Source organism: Bacteroides sp. ET489 (genome assembly GCF_030518095.1).
Taxonomy (GTDB): domain Bacteria; phylum Bacteroidota; class Bacteroidia; order Bacteroidales; family Bacteroidaceae; genus Bacteroides; species Bacteroides ndongoniae.
Window position 1 is genome coordinate 1 of sequence record NZ_JAULLJ010000121.1, and the last position, 780, is coordinate 780.

General features: G+C 37.1%; 1 protein-coding gene. It reads left to right on the plus strand.

All coding sequences use genetic code 11. The annotated features are described in order from the left end of the window. A partial coding sequence (locus Q3C19_RS18295; RefSeq protein WP_302731297.1) for a PD-(D/E)XK nuclease domain-containing protein occupies positions 1-342 on the plus strand: 342 nt, incomplete at its 5' end. Positions 343-780: the final 438 nt, after the last annotated feature.

A 780-nucleotide genomic window follows, 5' to 3' on the forward strand; every position in this document is an offset into this window, starting at 1 on the left:
GAAGCACACATAAAAGGTTTCCTGTTAGCATACTTAGGACTGACTAAAGGTTATATCATTTTCCCCGAGCACGAATCCTCGAAAGGCTATGCCGATTTCTACATGATGCCCGATCTGGTTCGCCAGCCGGAAATAGCCTACAGCTACATTGTGGAAGTTAAATATGCCCGTCGCAATGCCACGGATGCCGAAATAGCCAATCTGAAAGCACAAGCTGCCGAACAACTTCATCAGTATGCTGCGGATGAGAAAGTGCAGAAAACGAAAGGTAATACAGAATTGCGTCTTATCACTCTAATCTTTCGTGGATGGGAGCTGGAATGCTTTGAAGTAAGGTTGTAAAGCTGTTTCCTAATCCAGTTTACCATTGTATAGCATTAAGCTTCATATTTTCCCGTTTACTGATACTTCATCGGTAAGCGGGAATTTTTTATCTAATTTCCTTACACCTTTTTACCCAAAAGTATCAATTATAGGTGTCAACACCATTGCATCAGCTACTTTTCTTCCTTCTATTTGTACTTAAAATCAGTGTTTTATAATACTCCCGTCCAGTGTCATGAAGTGGTGTTAATTGAACTTTTGGTTGATAATACTCTATAATGCAAATTAGATAATCTCCTGATTATAAACAAATTGCATTTTCTTTCTTAATCGAACCATTCACACATGTTTTCTCGTTTACGTTCTTTTCTTATTATGTATTCTATTGATTATCAATAAAATACAATCGAAACCTATTTAGGAAATAAGTTAGTTACTTTGCAGCCTGAATTATGC